The organism is Rhizobium lusitanum (assembly GCF_014189535.1).
GTDB lineage: Bacteria > Pseudomonadota > Alphaproteobacteria > Rhizobiales > Rhizobiaceae > Rhizobium > Rhizobium lusitanum_C.
Window position 1 is genome coordinate 3650500 of sequence record NZ_CP050308.1, and the last position, 19708, is coordinate 3670207.

Here is a 19708-nt window from a genome sequence, read left to right on the forward strand (position 1 = left end):
GCCCTAATTTCCGCCCGATCCGAGATGCAAGGTCAGCTGCAATTGACGCTTGCAAGGGTAAGCGTTACCCCTGAAATCCATGGGCTCGACGTCCTATATCAGGACGGCGGGCCGCTATAACTATTATGGAGTAAGGATCGTGACGGGCAGATTGGTCATTGTCGGGGCCGGACAGGCCGGATTCGCGCTTGCCGCCAAATTGCGGGCGCTCGGAGATCTGAGGCCGATCACCATTGTCGGATCGGAGGAAAGCCTTCCCTATCAGCGACCGCCGCTAACCAAGAAATACCTTCTCGGCGAAATGGCCTTCGACCGGCTGCTGTTCCGCCCGGAACATTGGTACGCCGACAATAATGTCGAGATCCGCCTGTCCACCTGGGTCGAGCAGATCAAGCGGGCCGCAAAGCAGGTGATCATGCAGGATGGCTCCGCGCTCGACTACGAGACGCTTGCGCTTACAACCGGCGCCACGCCGCGCCGCCTGCCACCCGCTGTCGGTGGCGCGCTCGAAGGGGTCTATGTCGCCCGCGACAAGCGCGATGCCGATCAGCTCGCCGCTGAAATGCGCGCGGGCCGCCGCGTCCTCATCATTGGCGGTGGTTATATCGGCCTTGAAGCGGCGGCTGTCGCCCGCCATCGCGGTCTTGAAGTCACGCTCATCGAAATGGCTGACCGAATCCTGCAGCGCGTCGCCGCCAAGGAGACCGCCGACATCATGCGGGTGATCCACCGGGAACATGACGTCGTGATCCGTGAAAAGACCGGCCTCAAGCAGCTCATCGGCAAGAACGGTCACGTTGTTGCCGCCGAGCTGTCCGACGGCTCCACCATCGATGTCGATTTCGTCATTGTCGGTATCGGCGTTGCCCCGAACGACAGGCTCGCAAAGGAAGCTGGCGTGGAGGTCGGCAACGGTATCATCGTTGATTCGTTCGCTCGTACCTCCGATCCCTCGATCTTCGCTGCGGGCGATTGCGCCGAGCTACCCTGGAAGGGCGGCCGCATTCGCCTCGAATCGGTACAGAACGCTGTCGACCAAGCCGAAGCCGCAGCCGGAATCATCGCCGGCGGCAATACGGCCTATGATCCGAAGCCTTGGTTCTGGTCGGATCAATATGACGTGAAGCTGCAGATCGCCGGCTTCAACCTCGGTTACGACGAGACCCTTCTGCGCCCCGGCACCCGCGAAGGGTCGGTTTCGGTTTGGTATTTCAAGGAGGGCCGGTTCATCGCCGTTGACGCCATCAACGACGCAAAAGCCTATGTGACCGGCAAGAAGCTGCTGGAAACCGGCATCAACCCGGCAAAGTCCATTCTGGCGGATCCCTCAGCAGACCTCAAGCAGCTCCTGGCCTGACGGAGGCCGCAAGCCGGCTATCGGGTTCCTCCCTGCAGGATGCGCGCAACGCTGAATGCAGGGAGAACGCGCATGCAGGCGAAAAAGGGCTTGCGTCGATAAATGAATGGCCCTATCAGGGCCGCACCGGAGAGGTGGCCGAGTGGTCGAAGGCGCTCCCCTGCTAAGGGAGTATACCAGAGATGGTATCGTGGGTTCGAATCCCATCTTCTCCTCCATTTTCCTAAAAATGCGAAAAGTCGGCCCAGCCGAACTCCTCCTGGAGTGAGTGCAGGACGTGCTGAGGCACGGTCAGTCGGCGCTTCAGGCGTCAGTCGCGACTGGGATCTTTCCACAACAGCACCCTTGCCAGCACATCCACTCCACGCTCGATCTGAAGTTCGTCGAGGCTCGCATAGCCGATGATGAAGCCGGCCCGATCGGGCCGATAGGGTGCGTCAACGACGGCATAGGTCGGCGTCACGGGATAAAGGCCGATTCCGGCCTGTCTTGCGCGCTCGATCAGTTGGTTTTCATCGCGTGCGGATAGGGTGTTGCACCAGACGATGACATGCAGGCCGGCATCGGCTCCGACCACTGTGACGCGATCGCCGAGTTTTGCACGCAGCGCGGCAAGCAGGGTTGCGCGCCTGGCGGCATTGCGTCGCCTCGTCCTTCGGATGTGCCGTTCATAGGCGCCGGTCGTGATCAGAGCTGCGGCCGCCTCCTGTTCGAGCTGCGGCGAATGACGGTCGGCGAGCCGCTTGGCGGCCGTGAATGCATCTCCCAGCTCCTGCGGCACGACCATGTAGCCAAGGCGAAGGGTCGGGGACAGCGTCTTGGAGAGAGTGCCCAGGTAAATGACGTTGTCCGCCCCGCCCAGCGTCTGAAGCGGTGGGACCGGCGCTATGTCGTAACGGTATTCGCCGTCGTAATCGTCCTCGATCACATAGGCACCGCAGTTTTGCGACCAGGCGAGCAACGCGTTGCGTCGTCCGATCGGCATGACGCCGCCGAGTGGGAATTGATGCGAGGGTGTTACAAAGGCCAGCCGCGCATCGATGGCGTGAAGCAGGTCTGTCCTTAGCCCTTCGTGATCGGCCGGGACCGGCACGACGGTCGCGCCGACCGCCGTGAAAACGTTTCGTGCCATCGCATAGCAGGGGTCTTCGATCACCACGGCATCGCCGGGATCGACGAGCAGGCGTGCACAGAGGTCGAGCCCTTGCTGTGATCCGTTGACGACAATGATCTGGTCTAGCTCGCAGCGAATGCCGCGTGCCCGCCAGAGATAGGCTTGCAGTGCCGTGCGGAGCGCAAGACTGCCACGAGGGTCGTCGTAGGCCAGCCGATCCCGCCGCCGCCTGACTGTGTCATCGACCGCCCGTTTCCACAGAAGGGTCGGGAAGTCCGATGCGGCCAGGTCTCCGTAGCGGAAGTCGGCGATAAGCTTTGAAGGATTATGCTGCGGCGGATGCGGCAACACCCGCAGACGTTCGCCATAGGCAGAGAGGTGGCGTCTGGTCGTTGCCGTTGAGGCGGCTCGTTGCGGAGGGGATTCGACGGGGCGCAGCATGGCGACGCGGGTGCGCGCCCCTTGTCTGCTCTCGATGAAGCCTTCCGACAACAATTGTTCATAGGCGATTGTGACCGTCGAGCGCGCCACGCCAAGCTCGGCCGCGAGCGAGCGGGTCGAGGGCATGGACGAGCCGGAGGCATAGATCCCGTTTGCGATCTGCGTCTTCAGCTCCTCATAGATGCGGCGCGCGCCGAGCCTGGGTGCTTGGCTGACCCCATCCTCTCGCTGGTCTTCCATTTATTCTCCAAACTGGCTGTTTCTAACATGCCAGTGTGCCGCTATTGCTCCGGAAAACCAAGGATGATCTCCATGTATGTTCCGCCAGCCTTTCGGGAAGACGATCCCGCCGAGCTCCATGCCATGATGCGCGAAGCGCGCCTGTGCAATTTGATCACCGCAACCGCGGACGGATTGCTCTCCACGCCGCTGCCGTTGTTTCTCGATCCGGACGAGGGTGAGCATGGCACGCTCTATGGCCATCTTGCCAGGGCCAATCCTCAATGGAAGATGCCGGTGATCGGCAACGCTCTCGCCATCTTCATGGGTCCGGACGCCTATGTGAGCCCGTCCTGGTATGCAACCAAGCGGGAACACGGCAAGGTCGTGCCGACCTGGAACTATGCCGCTGTGCATGCCTATGGGCCGGTGGAGTTCTTCGAGGATGGGGATAGATTGCTTGAGGTCGTGTCGCGCCTGACCAATCTTTACGAACGGCCGCGTGCCGAGCCATGGGCCGTGACGGACGCGCCCGAACCCTTCATCAAGGCGCAGCTCAAGGGGATCGTCGGACTACGCCTGCCCATCGGCCGAATCGAAGGCAAGCGCAAGATGAGCCAGAATCGCAGCGCGGCAGACCGGGCCGGCGTCGCCGAGGGGCTCGGGGAGAGCGATCGGCCGATGGACCGGATCGTCGCTGGTCTTATTCCCGTGGACGATGATTGAGATTGTCGCTGCCGCCGGTGATCTCTCAAGGGCCAGTGGTGTCAATCAGTGCGCGGTTAGCGATACAATCGGGCAATCCCCATAAACGCAAGCAAGGCTCCGCTTCCGAGCACAGCGGTGATCGTCAGCGCCCAGCTCACGCCGATATTCTCCATCAGCAGGGCGAAGGCGAAGGGGGCCGCCGAGGAGACGATGAGGCGCACTGAGATGAGCTGACCCTGGCGGGCGCCATACCCGGCGCTGCCGAAGAGAGACAGGGGCAATACACCGCTGACGATACTGTAAAGCCCGTTGCCCATACCGAACAGCACGGCGAACGCCAATGCTCCGGCGACCGAAGGAGCGGTCAGCAGCAGCAGCGCCACTGATGCCGGCAGCATTGCGGCGGAAATCATCGCCAGTCTGAGTTGGGACAGGTTCTTGCCGAACATCATATTGATGAATCGACTTGTCACCTGCGCGGGGCCGAACAGCGTGCCGACCATGACGCCGGCAACGCCAAGCCCCAGCGCCCCGAGAAGCGGCAGCATATGGACGAGGATGGCCGAGCTGACGAAGCTCTGAAGCGCGAAGCCGATCGCCAAGAGGATGGAGCCTCTCCGTCGTGCGGCGAGGGGAAGGCTGCCATCGACGGCTGCGATCGGCGCGGAGGTATCGGCGTCACCTGTTTCATTGGGAAGCCGGGTCCGCCGTGACAGCCATGCGTGGATCGGTAGACAGATGAAAAGATTCATCGCCGCGAAGACAAGATAGACCTGCTGCCACGACAGTGCGTTGTGGAGCGCCGTGGTGATCGGCCAGAAGATCGTCGAAGCAAAACCGGCAATCAGCGTCAGGTGGACGATGCTGCGCTGCGCGGTTCTAGGCTGTTGCTGTACGAGCAGAGCAAAGGCGGCGCCGTATTGCACCAGGGTAGAGGCGATCTCGATGGCGATCAGCGCCGGCACGAAGGCGATGCCGATTGGCGCCAGGGCACAGGCGATTAGAGCGACTGCTGCCGCCAGCGACCCGACTGTCATGACGCGTCCCGCGCCGTAGCGGTCAATCCAGCGCCCCGCCCATGGCGCGGCAAGGCCACCGATCAGCAGCGCACCCGACAATGCGCCAAAGATCCATTCCGTCGGCCATCCAAAGTCGTGCGCCATGGCGGGCGCGAGAATGCTGAAGCTGTAATAGAGCGTGCCATAGCCGATGATCTGCGTCAGGCCGAGCGCGGCAATAACAAGCCAGGGTCTTGCGCGCGGCCCGTCGAGGCAATCGGTGGACGCACTCGCAAGATCCGCCGACATCAGCGATGAGCCTCGGCGACCGCCGTGACCCTGTCGCCGCGCTCATACCAGCTCTTGGATCTGTTCACGATCCAGACAACGGTAAGCATGACCGGCACTTCGATCAGTACGCCGACAACGGTGGCGAGTGCTGCGCCGGAATGGAAGCCGAATAGGCTGATTGCGGCAGCAACGGCGAGTTCGAAGAAGTTCGAGGCTCCGATCAGCGCGGAAGGGCCGGCAACGCAATGCTGTTCGCCGGCAATACGGTTCAGCAGATAGGCGAGCCCCGCATTGAAATAGACCTGGATCAGGATTGGCACCGCAAGGAGCGCGATGACCAGCGGTTGCGCAACAATCTCTCCGCCCTGGAAGCCGAACAGCAGCACCAGCGTCGCCAGCAGCGCCACGAGCGAGACCGGGCCGAGCTTGGCCAGGAGCCGGTCGAGAGCGCGTTGCCCGCCCGAGGCAAGCAATCGGCGTCGCAAGAGCTGCGCTATGATCACTGGAATGACGATGTAGAGTACGACCGACAGCGCAAGCGTGCCCCATGGCACGGTGATGGCGGAAAGGCCGAGCAGCAGGCCGACCAGCGGCGCGAAGGCGACGACCATGATGGCGTCGTTGAGCGCCACCTGGCTCAGCGTGAAATGCGGTTCGCCTTTGGTCAGGTTCGACCAGACAAACACCATGGCGGTGCAAGGCGCGGCGGCAAGGATGATCAGCCCGGCGATATAGCTGTCGATCTGGCCGGCCGGCAGATAGGGCCGGAATAGCCAACCGATAAACAGCCAGCCGAGCAGTGCCATCGAGAAGGGTTTTACCGCCCAGTTGATGAACAGCGTCACGCCGATGCCGCGCCAATGGCGGCCGACTTCTCCAAGGGCGCCGAAGTCGATCTTCAGCAGCATCGGAATGACCATCAGCCAGATCAGCACGGCAACCGGCAGGTTAACCCGGGCAATCTCGGCCGCGCCGACGGCCTGGAATGCGCCGGGCATGACATGCCCAAGCGCGATACCGACGACAATGCAAAGGGCGACCCAGAGAGTGAGATAGCGTTCAAAGATTGACACGATGTCTCCTCACGCCGTCGCAACGCGGCGGCCGCGCTCGTCGACGATGCGTTCGCCGTCCTCCTTGAAGAACTCGCCGAGCTGGGGAGGCAGCAGATCGAGAGCCTCTTCAGACGGACGGCAGAGCTTCACACCTTTCGGGCTGACCACGATCGGTCGGTTGATCAGGATGGGATGCTGCATTATGGCGTCGAGAAGCTGGTCGTCCGTCAGGTTCGGATCGCCAAGGTTGATATCGGCATAGGGCGTACCCTTCTCCCGCAACAACTCGCGGGTGGCTATTCCCATCCGTGCTATCAGCTGTATCAGCATCGCGCGCGACGGCGGCGTCTTCAGATACTCGATGACGTGCGGCTCGATGCCGGCATTGCGGATCAGCGCCACCGTGTTGCGCGAGGTGCCGCAGTCGGGGTTGTGATAAATGATGACATCCATGATCTGTCTCACTTTGCTTTGTGCGAAGGCGCGTCTGTGCCTTCGAATTGGGCGATTTCATTGAAGATGCGGCCCGATTGATGGGAATCATGCATGGGCGACGTCCGACTTGGGCTGGCAGCAGGAGGTTAGCGCCGCGAAGGCCGGGCTGCACACGTCGGGATGGCCCTGGCAGCAGTCGCGCATGAGGAATTCGATGAGACCGGAGAGCGCGGGGTAGGCGGCGGTGTAGATGATCGAGCGACCTTCGCGGCGGGACTCGACCAATCCGGCATGTTCGAGATGGCCCAGATGGAAGGACATGCGCGAGGAGGACGCGCCGTCCATGGCCTCGCCGATCGAGCCGGCCGGCAACCCTTCAGGTCCGGCCGTCACCAGCAGGCGGACGATTCGCAGTCGTGTCTCCTGCGAGAGCGCCGCAAAAGCGTCGAGGGCTTGCTTTTCGTTCATTATTTCCTCAATATCTCAAGAGTAGTTGAGATAAAGTTATATCAAGATGAATGACGACGCCAGACCCTTGGAGACGGAGTTTCACGGCGACGCCTCGCTCGGCGCGCTTTTGGCGGCATTGGAGCCCCATGTCGGGAAAGAACTGTTGATCGATTATGGCGGGCGGATGATCCGGCCCGGCTATCACATCACCGAGATCAAGGCCGGCTCGTTCGTTACGCTGGACTGCGGTGGAAACCCCGATGCCTGGCAGGAGACGATTCTACAGATCGAGGATATCGCTCAAGAGGCCGAGGGCGGCTATTTGTCGGTCGACAAATTTCGGGCGATCCTCGATCAGGTTGCCCAGCGGGTCGAGCTTGATGCCGGTGCGCGGCTCACCTTCGAGGTGGGGCCTCCGGCCGCCGCCATGCAGATTTTCGATGTTGATGGGCTGCGTATGGAGGCCGGTCGCGTCATATTGCGGCTCGTCGCTCGCTCGGCAATCTGTAAGCCAAGGCATCGGGTAAGGCAGGAGGCGGCCACATGCTGTGGTCCCAAGTCGGCTGGCAAGGACTGCTGCGCGGCCTAAAGGTCGAGAGGGTGGTCCTGAAAGGGCATCCATTCCGGCCCCGCTTCTTCCACTACTAAGCTTTGTCGATCCCATTTTGTCATTCTGGTGCAATCTCGCGGGCGAATAATTCACAAATTGTCGCTTCCCGTCGAATCGGTCGCAACAGAATCGACAGAATCGCGTGCTCGTGAGTATCGGTCCGAGACCTCGGAATGGGGTTTGTCCGTTCCTCGCTGTTGAGGTGGGTCGCGGTAAATGTCGGAAATGGCGCGTGCGGCGTCGTTGATGTCACGGATTTGCCCCGGATCTGCCATGTTGGCAGCCTGCCGCATTTCCATGCCCTATTTAAAATCGGCTCGTAAGTGCCGGTACATTAAGGGCTTTCTTAACGAAGTCTAAACAAATGTGGCGCCTGTGTTGCTGACTTGTGTCCTTTCGGCAACAGGAATTGTGTAAGGCTCCTGTGAAAACCCCTTTCCGGCAAGATGTAGATTGCGTGACAGTTCGCGTCTTGTATTTTCAAATTCGGAAGCGAGGGCGATTGATCGTCCACTTCTTGAAACAAGAGGATGGGGCAGGGAATACCTTCGGGTAGTTCTCATTCTCGAATGAAACTTTGACTGGAGGTCAATAATGAACATCAAGAGCCTTCTTCTCGGCTCCGCTGCCGCTCTGGTAGCTGTTTCCGGTGCTCATGCAGCTGACGCTATTGTTGCTGCTGAGCCTGAGCCGCTTGAATACGTTCGCATCTGCGATGCATACGGCGCTGGTTACTTCTTCATCCCGGGCACGGAAACCTGCCTCAAGATCGGCGGTAAGGTTCGTACCGAAGGTCAGTGGTACGACGCTTACAACCCGAAGAATGTTCGCGGCACGCTTTGGCACACCCGCGCCGAACTGCAGCTGCAGACGGCTACGGACACCGAGTATGGTCCGCTGAAGACCAACACGGAAATTCGTTGGGATTGGCAGGAAGGCGCTTCGACCGGCACTAACCTGTTGCATGCCAGCATCAGCCTCGGCGGCTTCACCGTCGGTAAGGAAGACTCGCAGTACAACGTCTTTACCGGTTATGCCGGCGACGTCATCAACGACGACGTTGTCTATGACGGCCCGTACGAACTCAACCAGATCACCTACAACTACGACGCCGGCAACGGCTTCACGGCTGTAATCTCGCTGGAAGACAGCAACTCTGGTACGGTTGGCACGAACACCGACGGTACTCCTAAGTATGCTACCGGTGCAAACGGCGAAAACAGCCGCGATCATTACGCTCCTGACGTTGTCGCCGGTGTTGGCTACAAGGCTGGCGCTTGGTCCTTCAAGGTCGTCGGTGGTTATGACTCCATCGTCGAAGAAGGCGCTGTCAAGGCTCGCGTCGATGCTGACTTCGGTGCTTTCTCGGCCTTCGTTATGGGTGGCTACAACACCGATGGCAACAAGCTGAACAAGTACGCTGGTGCGGGCAGCAGCGGTGTTGCTGGCGATATCGGCTGGGGTGACTGGGCAGTCTGGGGCGGCGTTGGCGTACCGGTCAACGAAAAGCTGAAGTGGAACCTGCAGCTCGCCTACACCGACTCCAAGGTCTTCGCTGCTACCACGAACGTCAAGTGGAACCCAGTTAAGAACCTCCTGATCGAGCCGGAAGTATCCTACACCAACTGGGATTCGATCAACGAAAACCAGTGGGCTGGTATCCTTCGCTTCGAGCGTTCTTTCTAATCTGATTTGACTCCGGTCATAATCTGATTTGTCACGCAGGTGACGAAAAGCCCGGCTTTCGAGCCGGGCTTTTTGCGTTTCGGAGCATAGTCGATCGCCACCTATTTCCGGGATTAGAGGGCGTTTTACTTATTTAATGTATTAGTTTTGAATAATTAGAGACGGCTCCATAACTGGAGAGTCCAGGGAAAGTAATATCAGGTAAGGACGACGGCGAGCTCCGTCATTTCATGTGACAATTTTGCGACGTGATTTTTGTGCAACGCAAAATTCGAAACAAGCGTCACATACGCTCATAGTTTATCTCTGATATTGCTCTGAAAAATTCGATCTGTAGGTTCGCAAATCAGAAGCGAGGCTTACGGTTTCGTTTCTCCCAGATCAGGGGTCAACTTTGAACGCAAGGTGGGGTGGGGCACGTCGTTTTTCGGCGCGAAATCTCTTACCTAATTAATATTAGAACTGGAGTTACCATGAACATCAAGAGCCTTCTTCTCGGCTCCGCTGCTGCGCTGGCAGCAGTTTCCGGTGCTCATGCAGCCGACGCTATCGTCGCTGCCGAGCCCGAGCCGCTTGAATACGTTCGCATTTGCGACGCCTATGGCGCCGGCTATTTCTTTATTCCAGGTACCGAAACCTGCCTCAAGATCGGCGGCATGGTTCGTACCGAAGGTGGCTGGTACAATGCTTACAAGGCTGGCCAGGAAGCCGGTGAACGCGGTACCTATTGGCATACCCGCGCCGAGCTGAGACTTGCCACTGCATCGGATACGGAATACGGTCCGTTGAAGACCAGCACGGTCTATCGCCTCGACTGGAACGACGGCAACTCCACCAGCAGCAAGCTGCTCTGGGCCAATATCAGCCTCGGTGGCTTCCTCGTTGGTAAGAACGATTCGGTCTACTCGACCTTCCTCGGCTATGCCGGCGACGTCATCAACGACGACGTCATCGAGTATGGTATCAATGGCGGCGACGAGCTAAACCAGCTCACCTACAACTATGATGCCGGCAACGGCTTCACCGCTGTAATCTCGCTGGAAGATTCCAATTCCGGCACGGGCGCAACCGGTGCAAATGGCGAAAACAGCTCCGACCACTATGCTCCGGATGTTGTCGCTGGTGCTGGCTACAAGGCCGGCGCATGGCAGTTCCGCGTCGTCGGTGGCTACGACTCCATCGTTGAAGAAGGCGCTGTCAAGGCTCGCGTTGACGCTGACTTCGGCATTCTTACCGCTTTCGTCATGGGTGGCTACAACACCGATGGCAACAAGCTCAACAAGTATGCTGGCGCAGGCGGAGATGGTCTCGGCTGGGGTGACTGGGCTGTCTGGGGCGGCGTTGGCGTTCCGGTTAACGACAAGCTGAAGTGGAACCTGCAGCTTTCCTATGACGACGTGAAGACTTTCGCTGCGACGACGAACGTCAAGTTCAACCCTGTCAAGGACCTGCTGATCGAGCCGGAATTGACCTACGTGAACTATGACGCCGCCAACAAGGATACCTGGGCTGGTATCCTCCGCTTCCAGCGTACCTTCTAATTCGGTTCGTAGAACCGGATTTGATATAGCTCATATTCTGATCTGACCTCCGATCAGAAGGAAATGGCCCGGTTTTCCCAACCGGGCCATTTCTGTTTTTGCCCTGAGTTCGCGTCGCGCAGGCTCAGGTCGTCGAGAGGAAATTCTTGATCGCGGCCGGAATATCCTCGAGATGCAGGATCGGCGCATGTCCTTGCCCGAGGGCAGTCTTTGTCGTCGCGCCGGAGTGGCGCCTTGCCATTTCCTCGACTGTTGCGGTCGTCAGCAGTTTGGAGTTTTCCCCGCGAATCACCATCAGCGGGATATCTCGGAATGCCTCGAATTGCGGCCACAGATCCGGAAGTGGCGCCTCGAGGTCCAGCGCCTGCATTTGCGTTGCAATGGCGGGGTCATAATCGGCGGTGATTCTTCCATCTTTTACGGTGTAGATCGCCTGCGCCATGTCGCCCCAATCTTCCTCCACAAGCGCGGTGAAGGCCTGGGCGTGATTTTCCCGCAGAATATCGACGGCCTCGCTCCAGTCGGCCGGCTTTCGGTCGCGGTTCAGATAGTCGCGGATATCGCCAAGCCCTTCTTTCTCCAGAGCGGGGCCGATATCGTTGAGTATGACCGCTTTCAGAATATCCGGCTGGCTGGCTGCGAGGATGTGCAGGACGAGGCCGCCGCGCGACGTGCCGATAAAGGCGGCCTCGGATACGTCGAGTGCTGCACACATGACAAGCACGTCCTGGGCTTCCAAAGCGAGATTATAGTGGCTCTTGTCATCATCCCAGGCCGACAATCCACGACCGCGAGCATCGAGCGTAACGACCCTGCGTGGCGTAATCGGATCGCGGGATAAAAGCAGCGCCAACTGATGAAAATCCCGCGAATTGCGGGTCAGTCCCGGCAGGCAGATGATGGGTGGTAGGCCGGAAACAGATGAGCCGCCGCCGTAATCACGCGCATAGAGCCTCAGGCCGTCTGGCGTCGAGATCGTTCTGACTACAAAGCCGCTTTCATCGTCACTGTTCATGGATGATCCCTCGTGGATGATGGTCCAAGAGGGATGTAACGCCATTTTGCAGTCCTGGACAATCGCACTTGCGAGGGAGGAACTTTAGCCGCGGCCGTAGATCAGGTCGTGCTCGATATCGGTCTTCTGGCCGAGCCGCGCCTTATAGACCTGATAGTTCTCCATGACGCGCTGGACGTAGTTGCGCGTTTCGGGGAAGGGGATCCGCTCGATCCAGTCGACGACCTCATCGATCGATTTGCCGCGCGGATCGCCATAGCGGTTGATCCACTCGGGAACCTTGTTCGGGCCGGCATTGTAGGCAATGAAGGTTAGAATGTAGGAGCCGCCGAAAGCGTCGATCTGTTCGCCGAGATAATGAGCACCGAGCGTCGCGTTGTAGCCGGCATCCTGCGTCAGCTTGGCGTCGGAATAGGCCAGACCATGTCGACCGGCGACAGCCTTGGCCGTCTTTGGCAGAAGCTGCAACAGGCCGCGAGCATTGGCGGAGGAGACAGCGGCCGGATTGAAGGCGCTTTCCTGCCGGGCGATGGCGTAGGCGAGAGCCTTGCCCGAGCCAGTAATATTCGCATTGTCCGGAATGACGCCGATCGGGAAGGCAAGTGCCGCGACATCGACACCGCGGCCATAGGCGATCTTGCCGACCTGAAGAGAAAGCTGATGATTGCCGGAGCGCTCGGCCTGCGCCGCCAGCATGGCGATCTCACCGGGGCTCTGCAATTGCTTCGCCAAGGCCCGATAGAGAGCTTCGGCCCGCCAGCCATGACCTGCCGCCTCGAGCCGCGTGATGGCCTGCACGGCCTCACGGGATTGGAAGAGCCGCCGGTCGTCGCTTGTTGGCGAGGGATAGGTGACGTTCAGTGTCCGTCGGCCGAGCTTTTCGGCGGCGAGCTGACCATAGAAGGTGCTCGGATAGGAAGCGGCCTTCGTATAGAAATCCACAGCCTTGCCGGGACCGCCGGCTTCAGCCGCACGGCCGAGCCAGTACCAGGCGCGCGATTGCGAGATCGGGCCGTTCGACACCTGCAGGATCTTGCGGAAATGTGTCGAGGCCGCAGCGCCATCCCGCAGGCCGCGTAAAGCATACCAGCCGGCATGGAATTCTGCCTCGCCGACATCCTGCGGGCTCTCCGCAGCACTGACATCGACGACGCGGTAGGCGGCCTTGAAGTTACCCTGATCCACTAGGCCGCGGCTGACGATGCGCTGCTCGTTCCACCATGCGCCGCCATTGACGAGTGCCGCGCGGTCGCGCGGCATCTGCGTCAGGAGATTGGCGGCGTCGTCATATTTGTCCTGACGGCGCAGGTTCTCGATCCTCATGAAAAGATAGGCGGGATCCTTGCGCGATTGCGCATCGATATTGGCAAGCAGTGTTCCGGCGTTGGCGGAGCGATTGTTGACCGCAGCCCAAGCCTTGTAGAGCGACTGCGCCCTGCCGAGATCGCCGAAGCGCTTGGCCTGCGCGGTGCGGTCGCGATAGAGCAGATAGTCCATCCGCGCCTTGTGATCGGCGGGCGTCAGCAGGCTGGAAAATTCGGCGAGGATCTTGTCTTCGAAGGATTTGTCCAGCGCCTCGTCGCGCCAGATCTTGCGGATCAGCTTGGCAGCTTGCGCCGATGCGCCACGAGAAACCAGTGCTCGCGACAGGATCACGCTGCCTTCCGGCGTTTCCGGCTGCGTATTGCCGAAGGCGGCAAGTATTTGATCTGCAGGTGGATTTTCAGTGTAGAGCGCTCGTTCGGAATTGGCGCGCAGGCTGCTAAGGCCCGGCCAGTCGACGAGCTCGCGCGCCGCCGCGGCGATTTCGCCGGAGGGAACGCCCACCTGGCCCGAGGTTGCGATCGCCCAGGTCAGGATATGACGGTCAAGCGTGCCCTGGCCCATGCCGTTGCGGATGGCGAGCGCCTGCATTGGGTTCTTGTTGGAAAGGGCGTCGAGACCGGACTTGAGATCGCTGTTGAGAGGCGCTACGGCGGTGCCGCGCGGGATGGCGCCTGTGTTCAGCGGATCAGGCACGCTCATCGCGATATCGGTCGTCTTGCGGGACTGTGTCTGTTCACCGGGGAGTTGTGACGCAAAAGTGCCCCACGCGACCGCCACGCCCACAGCAGTCATGATCACGAGAGGTCTCTTCATCCGGTTACTCACAACAAAAAACAGGTCCCTTCCATTTGCCGAAATTTACATTAACGAAACCTTAGCGCTGGTCCGAATTTCAATCAATTATGATATCGGAAACTGCCCTTCACCATTGAAAGCCTGCTTGTCGCCGGCAAGTCGGCGCTTTATGGTGCGCGGATTCATAACCATGGATTGCGGCTGAAGCGTGAAAACGCCGCCGCGAGGAGACTTGCATGTTCCAGGGGTCCATTCCCGCACTCGTTACGCCCTTCACTGACGCCGGCAAGGTGGATGAAGCGTCCTTCGCTTCCCATGTCGATTGGCAGATCAAAGAGGGTAGCAGCGGGCTTGTTCCCGTTGGCACGACGGGAGAATCACCGACCCTGTCGCATGATGAGCACAAGCGCGTCGTCGAGCTCTCGATCGAAGTTGCCAACAAGCGCGTCCCAGTCATGGCCGGCGCCGGATCCAACAACACCCGCGAAGCCATCGAGCTTGCCCAGCATGCCGAAAAGGTCGGCGCCAATGCGGTTCTGGTCGTGACCCCTTACTACAACAAGCCAACACAGAAGGGGCTTTACGCACACTTCGCGGCCGTTGCGGAAGCGGTGAAGCTGCCGATCTATATCTACAATATTCCCGGCCGCTCGGTTGTCGACATGACACCGGAGACCATGGGGGCGCTTGCCAAGGCCTATGCCAACATTGTCGGCGTCAAGGATGCAACGGGCAAGATCGAGCGTGTGTCCGAGCAGCGCATCACCTGCGGCAACGACTTCCGTCAGCTTTCCGGCGAGGATGCGACGGCGCTCGGCTTCAACGCCCATGGCGGCGTCGGCTGCATCTCGGTGACGGCCAATGTCGCGCCGCGCCTTTGTGCCGAATTGCAGGCGGCGACGCTTGCCGGCGATTATGCCAAGGCGCTCGACTATCAGGATCGGCTGATGCCGCTGCACAAGGCGATTTTCCTGGAGCCAGGTCTCTGCGGCGCCAAGTACGGCCTGTCCCGCCTCGGCCGGATGAGCCGCAATGTGCGTTCGCCGCTGCTTTCGACGCTGGAAGCCGGCACTGAAGCAGCCATCGACGCCGCCATGCGCCACGCTGGCCTGCTGAACTGACGGAAACACAGTGCTGACTGAAGTCCTATTCGAGGCCGCTCTCTTCACAAGGAGGGCGGTCTCGCTTATTTAAGGTCTGGAACCTCGGAATTGACGCACGAAAAAGAAGAAGAAAAATCATGGCCCCCAAAGGCAGCCAACGCGTAGTGAAGAAAATTGTCGCGGAGAACCGCAAGGCGCGCTTCAATTACGAGATCATCGATACCTACGAGGCTGGCATCGTGCTGAAGGGCACCGAGGTCAAGTCCCTGCGCGAAGGCAAGGCCAATATCGCCGAATCCTATGCCTCGGACGAGGATGGTGAGATCTGGCTGATCAATTCCTATCTACCGGAATATCTGCAGGCGAACCGCTTCAATCATGAGCCGCGCCGCCGCCGCAAGCTATTGCTCTCAGGCCGCGAGATCGGCCGGCTGCGCTCCGGCATCAATCGCGAAGGCATGACGCTGATCCCGTTGAAGATCTATTTCAACGACAATGGTCGTGCCAAGCTCGAACTGGCGCTTGCCAAGGGCAAGAAGCTTCACGACAAGCGCCAATCCGAGAAGGAACGCGACTGGAACCGGCAAAAGAGCCGGATTCTCAAGGACAATAGGTGAGTGTGAGAAGCGGTTCCGCGTAGCCAAAGCAATCGATCCAGTGAATCGATTGCAGCGACGAATGCCCTCAGCCAACGCGAAGGGCCGGTGGTGCAGCGAATACTGGACGCATCCGCTGCGGGTTCACCTACTCCTCGGCATCGGCCACGGTAGCGACCGGTTCAACCGGGCGCTGCGGACGCTCGGAGGGATCGCGGCCGATTTCGGCCTTCAGCGATACAAGATCGATAAAGTGATCGGCCTGGCGGCGTAGGTCGTCGGCGATCATCGGCGGCTGGGTGGCCATGGTGGAGATCACCGACACCTTGCGGCCGCGCCGCTGCAACGCCTCAACCAGGGTAGTGAAATCGCCGTCGCCGGAGAAGATCACGAGATGATCGACGGTTTCGGACTGCTCCATGGCGTCGATCGCCAGCTCGATATCCATGTTGCCCTTGATCTTGCGGCGCCCCATGGAATCAGTGAATTCCTTCGCCGGCTTGGTAACGACCTTGTAGCCATTATAGTCGAGCCAGTCGATCAGCGGGCGGATAGAAGAGTATTCCTGATCCTCGATCAGGGCGGTATAATAATAGGCGCGCAGCAGGTAACCGCGCTTCTGGAATGCCTTCAACAGCTTGCGGTAGTCAATATCGAAACCGAGGCTCTTGGATGCGGCGTAGAGGTTGGCGCCGTCTATAAAAAGTGCAATTTTCTCGCGTGGGTCGAACATCGCTTACATATCCACTGTTACAAAAATGCAATTACTGTGCGCAAAATGTAGCCAAAACAATGTCTTACATGACGTTGGCGAACGATTCATATTACTTTATGAATCATTCATATAACCGAGATTTAGGGTACGCAGTTCGATATTCCAAGCAATCTTAAGTAGAATCCATGATTTGTCTAATGAAATTTAGCGCATTGTGGAGGGATTGGGACCCTTGGAGCAGGAAAAACTTGAATTTGCCTTCGTTTGCTTGTATCGGCGTGCTACTCCGAGACATGATGACGACATCACGACCGCAAAGGACAGGCAATGGCCCGTGTCACAGTAGAAGATTGCATTGATAAAGTTGAGAACCGGTTCGAGCTCGTATTGCTCGCCAGCCATCGCGCCCGCCTGATTTCGCAGGGGTCCTCAATCACGATCGACCGCGACAACGACAAGAACCCGGTCGTGGCCTTGCGCGAAATCGCCGATGAGACACTGTCTCCCGACGATCTGAAGGAAGACCTGATCCATTCGCTGCAGAAGCACGTTGAAATCGATGAGCCGGAACCCGATCCGGCAAGCCTGCTGGCTGCCGGCGGCAACACTTCGGCTTCGGGCGACGAGGAAGCAGATCAGCCGGAAACCGTCACTTTCGACCAGATGTCGGAAGAAGAGCTGCTGGCCGGCATCGAAGGCCTTGTTCCGCCAGAAAAAAGCGACGATTACTGATCGTCGAGCTTGATGCTCTAACCAAGAGCGATATGATGAAGTAATGTGTGCGCCGGTCGTATGACTGGCGCGCTTTTTTGTTTTTGCTGGAGTAGCTTGGGAATGATGCGGCAATACGAGCTTGTTGAGCGTGTGCAGAAATACAAGCCCGATGCCAACGAAGCTCTTCTCAACAAGGCCTATGTCTATGCGATGCAGAAGCATGGACAGCAGAAACGCGCCAGCGGCGACCCCTATATTTCCCATCCGCTCGAAGTTGCCGCCATCCTGACCGACATGCGTCTGGATGAATCGACGATCGCCGTCGCTCTCCTGCACGATACGATCGAAGACACGACAGCAACGCGTGCCGAAATCGATGAGCTGTTCGGCGAGGATATCGGCCGTCTGGTCGAAGGGCTGACGAAGATCAAGAAGCTCGATCTCGTCACCAAGAAGGCGAAGCAGGCGGAAAACCTGCGCAAGCTGCTGCTCGCTATTTCCGACGACGTCCGCGTGCTTCTGGTCAAGTTGGCCGACCGCCTGCACAATATGCGCACGCTCGACCATATGCCGCCGGAGAAACGCGCTCGCATCTCCGAGGAGACGATGGAAATCTATGCGCCGCTCGCCGGCCGCATGGGCATGCAGGACATGCGCGAGGAGCTGGAGGAGCTTTCCTTCCGCCACATCAATCCCGAAGCGAATGAAACGGTGACCAAGCGCCTTGAGGAGCTGTCGCGGCGCAACGAAGGCTTGGTGAGGAAGATCGAGGTGGAGCTGCGCGACCTGCTGGTTGCCAACGGCCTTGCCAATGCGATGGTCAAGGGACGGCAGAAGAAGCCCTATTCGGTCTTCCGCAAGATGCAGTCGAAGTCGCTTTCCTTCGAGCAGCTGTCCGACGTTTATGGCTTCCGCCTGCTCGTCGACGATATTCCCTCCTGCTATCGCGCGCTCGGCATCGTGCACACGCGCTGGCGCGTCGTACCCGGCCGGTTCAAGGATTACATCTCGACGCCGAAGCAGAACGACTATCGCTCGCTGCACACGACAATCGTCGGTCCGTCCAGCCAACGCATCGAGCTGCAGATCCGCACCAAGCGCATGCATGAAATCGCCGAGTTCGGCATTGCCGCCCATGCGCTCTACAAGGACAAGGACGGCAGCAGCAATGGCGACGGTGAACTGCTGTCGCGCGAAAGCAATGCCTATTCCTGGCTGCGCCACACCATCGAGGCACTGGCCGAAGGCGACAGCCCGGAAGAGTTCCTTGAGCACACCAAGCTCGAACTCTTCCAGGATCAGGTCTTCTGCTTCACGCCGAAGGGCAAGCTGATCGCGCTGCCGCGCGGCGCCACGCCGATCGATTTCGCCTATGCCGTCCACACCAATATCGGCGACACCACCGTCGGCGCCAAGATCAATGGCCGTATCATGCCGCTGGTGACGCGCCTGACCAATGGCGATGAAGTCGAGATCATCCGCTCCGGCGTGCAGGTGCCGCCTGCCGCCTGGGAAGAGATCGTCGTGACCGGCAAGGCGCGCGCCGCCATCCGCCGTGCCACGCGGCTTGCGATCCGCAAGCAATATGCCGGCCTCGGCCACCGTATTCTGGAGCGCACCTTTGAGCGCGCCGGCAAGATCTTTTCGCGCGAGGCGCTGAAGCCGGCGCTGCACCGCTTGGGACAGAAGGATGTCGAGGACGCGATTGCCGCCGTCGGGCGCGGGGAGATGTCGTCGCTCGATGCGCTGCGCGCCGTCTATCCCGACCATCAGGACGAACGTGTGACCGTCAAGCCAGCAGGCGATGAAGGGTGGTTTAACGTTCGCAGTGCCTCAGGCATGATTTTTAAGATCCCCGGCAAGACCAAGGCCGATCTCGCCGCGAGCATCGAGGGTATCGACGCCCTGCCGATCCGTGGCCTGGCGGCGGATGTCGAGGTGCATTTCGCCTCGACTGGCGCCGTGCCCGGCGACCGCATCGTCGGCATCATGGAAAAAGGCAAGGGGATCACCATCTATCCGATCCAGTCGCCGGTGCTGCAGCACTTCGACGATCAGCCGGAGCGCTGGATCGATGTTCGTTGGGATCTGGACGAGGCCAACAAGTCCCGCTTCGGCGCGAGGATACTGATCAACGCGCTGAACGAACCCGGCACGCTCGCCAAGGTCGCCCAGACGGTGGCCGGCGTCGACGTCAACATCCGCATTCTCAACACGGTGCGGGTTGCCGCCGACTTTACAGAAATGGCTCTGGACGTCGAAGTCTGGGATCTGCGCCAGCTGAACCAGCTCCTGGTGCAGCTCAAGGAGCTTGACTGCATTGCCACTGTAAAGCGGCTCTACGAGTAATTATCTCTAGCGATGGCGCCGATCTGGTGGAGCTGCATATTTTGTGACCAATTTATGGTCAAATCCGACCGCCATTATGTAAAGCCATGCGATATTCGCATGGCTGCATCGGTTTTACAGCGTTGGTAATTAACCTTTGCAACGCTTATCTTCTGGTCATCGAAGAAACGAAACAGAGATGAGAGAAGAC

At 59.4% G+C, this 19708-nt stretch carries 17 protein-coding genes and 1 tRNA gene; 10 read left to right on the forward strand and 8 right to left on the reverse strand.

The window, feature by feature from the left end:
- Nucleotides 1-139 precede the first annotated feature (139 nt).
- Together HB780_RS31400 and HB780_RS31405 are read left to right on the forward strand one after the other, a co-directional pair.
- Complete coding sequence (locus HB780_RS31400) at nt 140-1357, forward strand: NAD(P)/FAD-dependent oxidoreductase (RefSeq protein ID WP_183692199.1); 1218 nt, start codon at nt 140-142, stop codon at nt 1355-1357.
- 128 nt (nt 1358-1485) lie between these two features.
- Nucleotides 1486-1575: transfer RNA gene (locus HB780_RS31405), tRNA-Ser, on the forward strand.
- A 92-nt stretch (nt 1576-1667) separates the two neighbouring features.
- Here HB780_RS31405 and HB780_RS31410 read toward each other — a convergent pair.
- Entirely contained in the window at nt 1668-3152 is a 1485-nt protein-coding gene (locus HB780_RS31410) for a MocR-like pyridoxine biosynthesis transcription factor PdxR (protein WP_183692201.1), read from the reverse strand.
- Nucleotides 3153-3224: 72 nt separating this feature from the next.
- On the opposite strand from HB780_RS31410, the gene HB780_RS31415 reads away from it, so the two are divergent.
- Nucleotides 3225-3857 carry an FMN-binding negative transcriptional regulator gene (locus HB780_RS31415; protein WP_183692203.1) on the forward strand — a complete coding sequence of 211 codons (633 nt, stop codon included), beginning with the start codon at nt 3225-3227 and terminating at the stop codon, nt 3855-3857.
- 56 nt (nt 3858-3913) lie between these two features.
- On the opposite strand, the gene arsK is transcribed toward HB780_RS31415, so the two are convergent.
- From arsK to HB780_RS31435, 4 genes are all read right to left on the reverse strand, one after another.
- On the reverse strand, nt 3914-5146 hold the full coding sequence (arsK, locus tag HB780_RS31420) for an arsenite efflux MFS transporter ArsK (RefSeq protein WP_183692205.1): 1233 nt from the start codon (nt 5144-5146) through the stop codon (nt 3914-3916).
- Nucleotides 5146-6201: an ACR3 family arsenite efflux transporter gene (gene arsB, locus HB780_RS31425; RefSeq protein WP_183692208.1), complete on the reverse strand. Its 1056-nt coding sequence runs from the start codon at nt 6199-6201 to the stop codon at nt 5146-5148. The genes arsK and arsB overlap by 1 nt, the downstream gene beginning before the upstream one ends.
- A 9-nt stretch (nt 6202-6210) precedes the next feature.
- On the reverse strand, nt 6211-6636 hold the full coding sequence (gene arsC, locus HB780_RS31430) for an arsenate reductase (glutaredoxin) (RefSeq protein WP_183692210.1): 426 nt from the start codon (nt 6634-6636) through the stop codon (nt 6211-6213).
- An 87-nt stretch (nt 6637-6723) separates the two neighbouring features.
- Nucleotides 6724-7086, reverse strand: a complete 363-nt coding sequence (locus tag HB780_RS31435; protein ID WP_183692212.1) for an ArsR/SmtB family transcription factor — start codon at nt 7084-7086, stop codon at nt 6724-6726.
- 46 nt (nt 7087-7132) lie between these two features.
- Here HB780_RS31435 and HB780_RS31440 point away from each other — a divergent pair, with 46 nt between their 5' ends.
- The 3 genes from HB780_RS31440 (at nt 7133) to HB780_RS31450 (ending at nt 10905) form a co-directional block, all read left to right on the forward strand.
- On the forward strand, nt 7133-7657 hold the full coding sequence (locus tag HB780_RS31440) for a DUF6428 family protein (protein ID WP_183692214.1): 525 nt from the start codon (nt 7133-7135) through the stop codon (nt 7655-7657).
- A 615-nt stretch (nt 7658-8272) separates the two neighbouring features.
- On the forward strand, nt 8273-9364 hold the full coding sequence (locus tag HB780_RS31445) for a porin (protein ID WP_183692216.1): 1092 nt from the start codon (nt 8273-8275) through the stop codon (nt 9362-9364).
- A gap of 473 nt (nt 9365-9837) precedes the next feature.
- Nucleotides 9838-10905: a porin gene (locus tag HB780_RS31450; protein WP_183692218.1), complete on the forward strand. Its 1068-nt coding sequence runs from the start codon at nt 9838-9840 to the stop codon at nt 10903-10905.
- A gap of 124 nt (nt 10906-11029) precedes the next feature.
- On the opposite strand, the gene HB780_RS31455 is transcribed toward HB780_RS31450, so the two are convergent.
- Nucleotides 11030-11920 carry an alpha/beta fold hydrolase gene (locus HB780_RS31455; protein WP_183692220.1) on the reverse strand — a complete coding sequence of 297 codons (891 nt, stop codon included), beginning with the start codon at nt 11918-11920 and terminating at the stop codon, nt 11030-11032.
- Nucleotides 11921-12004: 84 nt separating this feature from the next.
- Nucleotides 12005-14059: a lytic transglycosylase domain-containing protein gene (locus HB780_RS31460; RefSeq protein WP_183692222.1), complete on the reverse strand. Its 2055-nt coding sequence runs from the start codon at nt 14057-14059 to the stop codon at nt 12005-12007.
- Between the two features lie 218 nt (nt 14060-14277).
- Here HB780_RS31460 and dapA point away from each other — a divergent pair, with 218 nt between their 5' ends.
- Both dapA and smpB read left to right on the forward strand, forming a co-directional pair.
- The gene (gene dapA / locus HB780_RS31465; protein ID WP_183692224.1) at nt 14278-15162 is read left to right on the forward strand and encodes a 4-hydroxy-tetrahydrodipicolinate synthase; all 885 of its coding nucleotides are present in this window, start codon (nt 14278-14280) and stop codon (nt 15160-15162) included.
- 119 nt (nt 15163-15281) lie between these two features.
- Nucleotides 15282-15761 carry an SsrA-binding protein SmpB gene (gene smpB, locus HB780_RS31470; RefSeq protein WP_183692226.1) on the forward strand — a complete coding sequence of 160 codons (480 nt, stop codon included), beginning with the start codon at nt 15282-15284 and terminating at the stop codon, nt 15759-15761.
- Nucleotides 15762-15888: 127 nt separating this feature from the next.
- Here the strand turns inward: smpB and HB780_RS31475 are convergent, their stop codons facing one another.
- Nucleotides 15889-16473, reverse strand: coding sequence for a LabA-like NYN domain-containing protein (locus tag HB780_RS31475; RefSeq protein ID WP_183692228.1), 585 nt, complete (start codon nt 16471-16473; stop codon nt 15889-15891).
- 309 nt (nt 16474-16782) lie between these two features.
- Here HB780_RS31475 and rpoZ point away from each other — a divergent pair, with 309 nt between their 5' ends.
- Nucleotides 16783-17187, forward strand: a complete 405-nt coding sequence (gene rpoZ, locus HB780_RS31480; protein ID WP_183692230.1) for a DNA-directed RNA polymerase subunit omega — start codon at nt 16783-16785, stop codon at nt 17185-17187.
- Between the two features lie 102 nt (nt 17188-17289).
- Nucleotides 17290-19518, forward strand: a complete 2229-nt coding sequence (locus HB780_RS31485; protein ID WP_183692232.1) for a RelA/SpoT family protein — start codon at nt 17290-17292, stop codon at nt 19516-19518.
- The last annotated feature ends 190 nt before the right edge of the window (nt 19519-19708 follow it).